5 protein-coding genes are annotated in these 4310 nt (G+C 64.4%); 3 read left to right on the forward strand and 2 right to left on the reverse strand.

What is annotated here, in order from left to right; genetic code table 11:
• Positions 1-45: 45 nt before the first annotated feature.
• Entirely contained in the window at positions 46-1119 is a 1074-nt protein-coding gene (locus tag ACIG5A_RS07265; protein ID WP_397238703.1) for a hypothetical protein, read from the reverse strand.
• 437 nt (positions 1120-1556) lie between these two features.
• Between ACIG5A_RS07265 and ACIG5A_RS07270 the strand changes: the two genes are divergently transcribed.
• Positions 1557-1787 carry a hypothetical protein gene (locus tag ACIG5A_RS07270; protein ID WP_397238705.1) on the forward strand — a complete coding sequence of 77 codons (231 nt, stop codon included), beginning with the start codon at positions 1557-1559 and terminating at the stop codon, positions 1785-1787.
• On the opposite strand, the gene ACIG5A_RS07275 is transcribed toward ACIG5A_RS07270, so the two are convergent.
• Positions 1784-3013, reverse strand: coding sequence for a multiprotein-bridging factor 1 family protein (locus ACIG5A_RS07275; protein WP_397238707.1), 1230 nt, complete (start codon positions 3011-3013; stop codon positions 1784-1786). The genes ACIG5A_RS07270 and ACIG5A_RS07275 overlap by 4 nt on opposite strands.
• Before the next feature lie 238 nt (positions 3014-3251).
• Between ACIG5A_RS07275 and ACIG5A_RS07280 the strand changes: the two genes are divergently transcribed.
• Positions 3252-3611 carry a hypothetical protein gene (locus tag ACIG5A_RS07280; RefSeq protein ID WP_397238709.1) on the forward strand — a complete coding sequence of 120 codons (360 nt, stop codon included), beginning with the start codon at positions 3252-3254 and terminating at the stop codon, positions 3609-3611.
• A gap of 124 nt (positions 3612-3735) precedes the next feature.
• A complete protein-coding gene (locus tag ACIG5A_RS07285) occupies positions 3736-3903 on the forward strand; it encodes a hypothetical protein (protein ID WP_397238711.1) in 168 nt (55 codons plus the stop codon).
• Positions 3904-4310: the final 407 nt, after the last annotated feature.

Below are 4310 nucleotides of genomic sequence, written 5' to 3' on the forward strand. Positions count from 1 at the left end.
TGCCCTCAACCGAGCCGGCCGATGGTGAGGACCGTGGCGGCGAAGTTATAGCAGGTCTGCCCACTGGGTCACTGTGGGATATGGGGGAACACGGTCCGAGACCGCGTGGGCCGGACGGTCAGCTGTGACGCGAACGGTGTTGGCAGCCTTCGCATCGAGGTAGCGCAGCGCCGTGATGCAGAACGGCATATTTCCGGCGATGGACCGGTCGACGCCGGAAAAATAGCCGTGCATCGCGGGACCGGCTGTGGCCAGCGCCTTGTCGCGCAGACGAAGGTACAGCGCCAGAAGTTGGTCACGCATCACGATGGCCTGCCGCCAGGCTTCCTCGAAGCCCAGGTCGGGATCGTCTGCCTGCAAAGCCTTCGCCAGGTTGTACTTTCGCTGTCCGAGCGCCACCTCTTTGAAGTAGGAGTATCGGTCGTTGTCGATCGCGGCGGTCAGGAACCCCGCCTCGGAGGCGGCGACCACCAGCGGGGAACCGAAAGTGGCCAAGTAGGGTTCGACTTCTTCCGCAATGCAGACCAGAGGAACCATGACGTCCAGCCCGCCGGACCCGTACCTCATGGCCAGATACTCGTTGACGCCAGGGGGCGTGCCGCGGTCGCGCAGTGCGGTCTCCCAAAGCATGTTGAACAGCCAGCTTTCGAGCGTGCGCATAAGCAGGTGGAACTGGGCGTCACTCAGTGCGGCGCGCAACCGGGGCAGCACTTCCTGAAATGGGGCTTCAGCAGGGTTCCCGTCGTCCTGCCATACACGCGGCGAGTGGGTCATGCGCGCGAAGCGGCTCATCGCTCGAACGCAGTCGGCCAACGAAACATTCGGAGTGGTCGGCATCGCGAGGTCGTTGGCGAACCAGCCCCACCCGAGATAGTCGGCCAGCGGTCGTTTGATCGGGCTGGGCGTGTGCGGTAGCACATGGGTAACCAGCGCCGCCGCGACAGCGCCGTAGACCATTGCCTGCTCAGCATTGCCTCCGATGTTGAATCTCTGTGCCCAGGCAGTACATTCCGCGCGAAGCCGCTCGCCTCCAGGACCTTCTTCTGCGGGAAACGGCTGCCAAAAGGTCAGAAATCCGGGAGGCAAGGCAGGTATAGCAACACGGCTGGTCATGTTCATATCACCAGCATCGACCGCGCGACAAGCTCTGCGTATGCCGACCATTCGTCGGTGACTAGCGAGAGGGCCTGTCGGGCACCTCGATGCACTTGAGAGGGCTCCAACTCCGGGTCCCCGCAAGGCTTCCAGCACCTCGGCGGCCAGCGGACGGGCATCAATATCAGAGGCCAACCCACCGAACGGCAAGCGACGGGCGAGGTATTGCCAACGGCCGTCCATCGCGATCAGTCCGTGATATTCGCGTAAACAGCGAGCACAGCGAATCGCTGGCGCAACGCTCCTGGTCGGCCGTCGACACGTCCGAATGGCGATCTTCGCCGCGACTCTTCCGGAAGTAGTCCGGCGCCGCCTCTCGGCGACGAGTAGCGGTCCCCTTTCATGGGACGCGCCCGCCTGCGCCAGACCGCGGGTATTCTGGCTTATCGGGAGGCCGGGACGTGGATTACGACATCGCGAAACTGCTCGCCGCCGTTGTGGCCGCCATCAAGCAAGGAACACCGGCGCGCCCTGAAGCTGTCTTCCGAGTGATCGCCGATGACCTGGTTCCCTTCCCAACGGTTGGAGAGGTCGCGGCCGTTCTGCGTCTACTGGACGAGCCCGCTCTCCAGTTCGCGCCTGGCGAGGATCCCGATGCGGTCATACAGCGCGTGCGCGCCCTGGTGAGCTAACTCGCAAGACCGACCTTGCGACACAGATCTCGTACGTCTTGGCGCATGCCCGACGGTGGCTGCTTTGTCATCTGGTACAGCATGTCCCTCGCGAACCCGTTGTACCTGATGGTCTCCGGCGCTGTGCTTTCGGACTTCACCAGCAACGCCAGTGCAGCGATGGACTCGTCCTTCAGGAAATGCGCGCGGGCAACCTCAATGAAATGCCGACTCCGCCGCGGCAGCGAGACGATCTGCTCGGCATCAAACCCCTTCGATGCCTTCAACGCCTCGCTCGACCGGCGAAGCTCCACACCCAAGGTTGTTGCATGAGCGGACATTACCGGCATCGAGAATGACGTCTGCACATGGCGGTACCCGGGGCCGAGGTTCTTCGCAACATTGTCGGCGCGCTCCCACCACGCCCATGCCTCGCCATGTCGACCGCGACGAGCGTGGACATAGGCAATCTCAGCCTCCAGCGCACCCGCGATCCCCCGCCATTCATCCGACGTCGTATCAAGTTCGAGAAAGGGCTGCAGGCGCTCGATCGACGTGCGTGCCAACGCAATCGCCTCTTCCCAGCGGCCGGAGTCCCTCAGCGCCTGGATCATTCCCCACGCGCTGCATGCGATCACGTACGGATCATCGGCTTCATAGCCTTCGTTGAGCGCTCGGTCTGCCACCAACCAAACCAGCTCCGGCGCAGGCTGATAGGCGACGTAGAAATCTGCCAGTTGATAGACACCAGCCAGTACTCGGCGCGCAGCGCGCCGATCGTCCCGCTGCGTTCGCGCGGCGGTTTGGGCGTCTCGGATCAAGCTCGGCAACACGGCCCCGAGCTGTGTCCGATGATCAGGGCTACCGTGGCGCACTGTCCACGCCTGACGCAGCCGGGCGGCGAGATGATCGATACTCGCCGTCCGGTCAGGGACAGCGAGACGGAAGTCTGTGAGCGCCGCCTGTACCGCGGTCAACGCCGTGTGCCGCTCGCCAGCGAACACCTCAACGGGCACCGCGTGCTCATTCCCAGTCAATTCGGCAAGGTCCTGAAGTTCGAGGGCTCGTGCGATCCGCAGCAACATCGGCAAGCGAGGAGTCTGGAGGCGGCCATTCTCCACCGCCTTCAACCACTCAGCGGACTTGCCTACCAAGCCTGCGAGTACCGGGCGCGACATCCCGACCCGTTCACGCTGCCGTCGGATCCGCTCTCCGATTGGCGCGTCTTGGTCTTGGCTGTACACCACTGCGGGCCTCCCACCACTCGATCCAGTTTCAAGCGTAACTGGAAAGCATGGGGTACGGACCGTACCTGTTGGGTGTAGTTCGCGAATTTAGCGTGGTCACAGTACCCGGCGTCGGGTCGATGCCCTGCCCCGAACATGGCTCAACCGGCTCCGCCACCTATCCCACCCGGTGGCCGGAACCACCCCGGCACCGGGTGCACCTAACCAACGGAACACTGTGACCAAGGGGTATCGCCCAATGCCCGCTACTTCGATCATCCTGGTAACCGCCGCCGTCGTCGTTCTCGCGGCCGGAATCGCGGCCCAGTTCGCGCCCTACTACATGCCGCGCCTGCGCAGAGCGCTCGCGCTCGACGGCAAACGCACCTCGATACCGGCTCAGACCACCACCGCCCGGGAACTCCCAGCGCGAGAGCAGCTTTCGCTGCCGCGAGCCGTGTGCCACTCCGTTCCGCACGACGGCTACACCCCCGAGGATGCGTTCTACGTCCTGCGGGCGCTGGACAACTGCACCGACGACTGCGAAGCGAAAGCCGCTGCGCAAGAGCTGCTTTTCGAGAGCGGTCAGGTCCGCCCCGGCCAGTGGAGCATCCGATGAGTTGGATCAACGACCGCTGCTTACCCCGCTGCCCTCGCTGGCTGGGAGCCCGCAAGCTCGCCGAATACTCCCCTGCGCTCGTCGCAGACCCGCACGGGCTCGGCACCGTCTCGGCGAGGCTCGCATGATCTGGGAATCCTGCGGCAAAAAGTTGCTGCCCGGCACTTCCGCAGAGCGGGCGCTGGCCGAGGTCCGAAGGCACCATAACCACGAGCCGCTGTGCCTGCGCCTGCGGAGTGCGCTGATGTACACGCCTCTGCCGCCGCAGGCCGAGCCGAAGGCATTCCGGTGAAGGCCGCCGAGACCGAGGTGAGCTGGTGTGGGGATGGCTGCACCAGCTCAGCCTTCATCTTCGACGTCGAGCAGGCGACCGGCATCTTGCAGCTCCACCGCAACTGCCACCCCCCATGCCCGCGTGCCGTCGAGGCGATGCGAATCGCCAAGAAGCACACCACTGAACCCCTCGAGGTGGTCGCCAGGTACACGCCGCCAGAGCCTCGGCCGTAGCCCGGACACGACGAAAGCGCCCCCGCTGGACCTCGAGTGGGGGCGTTCGCGTTTGCGGACAACGTTTTCCGGAATCCCTGGCGTGTCGAACGATCGGCGATGGAGCATGTGGGCTTCAAACCGCGCGATCAGCCACTCGCGGTCAACATTTCCCGCCGCGCCCAACCACCTGACGAGACGAGACATGCGCAT

It is taken from the genome of Nocardia sp. NPDC052566 (assembly GCF_044547285.1).
Classification (GTDB): domain Bacteria; phylum Actinomycetota; class Actinomycetes; order Mycobacteriales; family Mycobacteriaceae; genus Nocardia.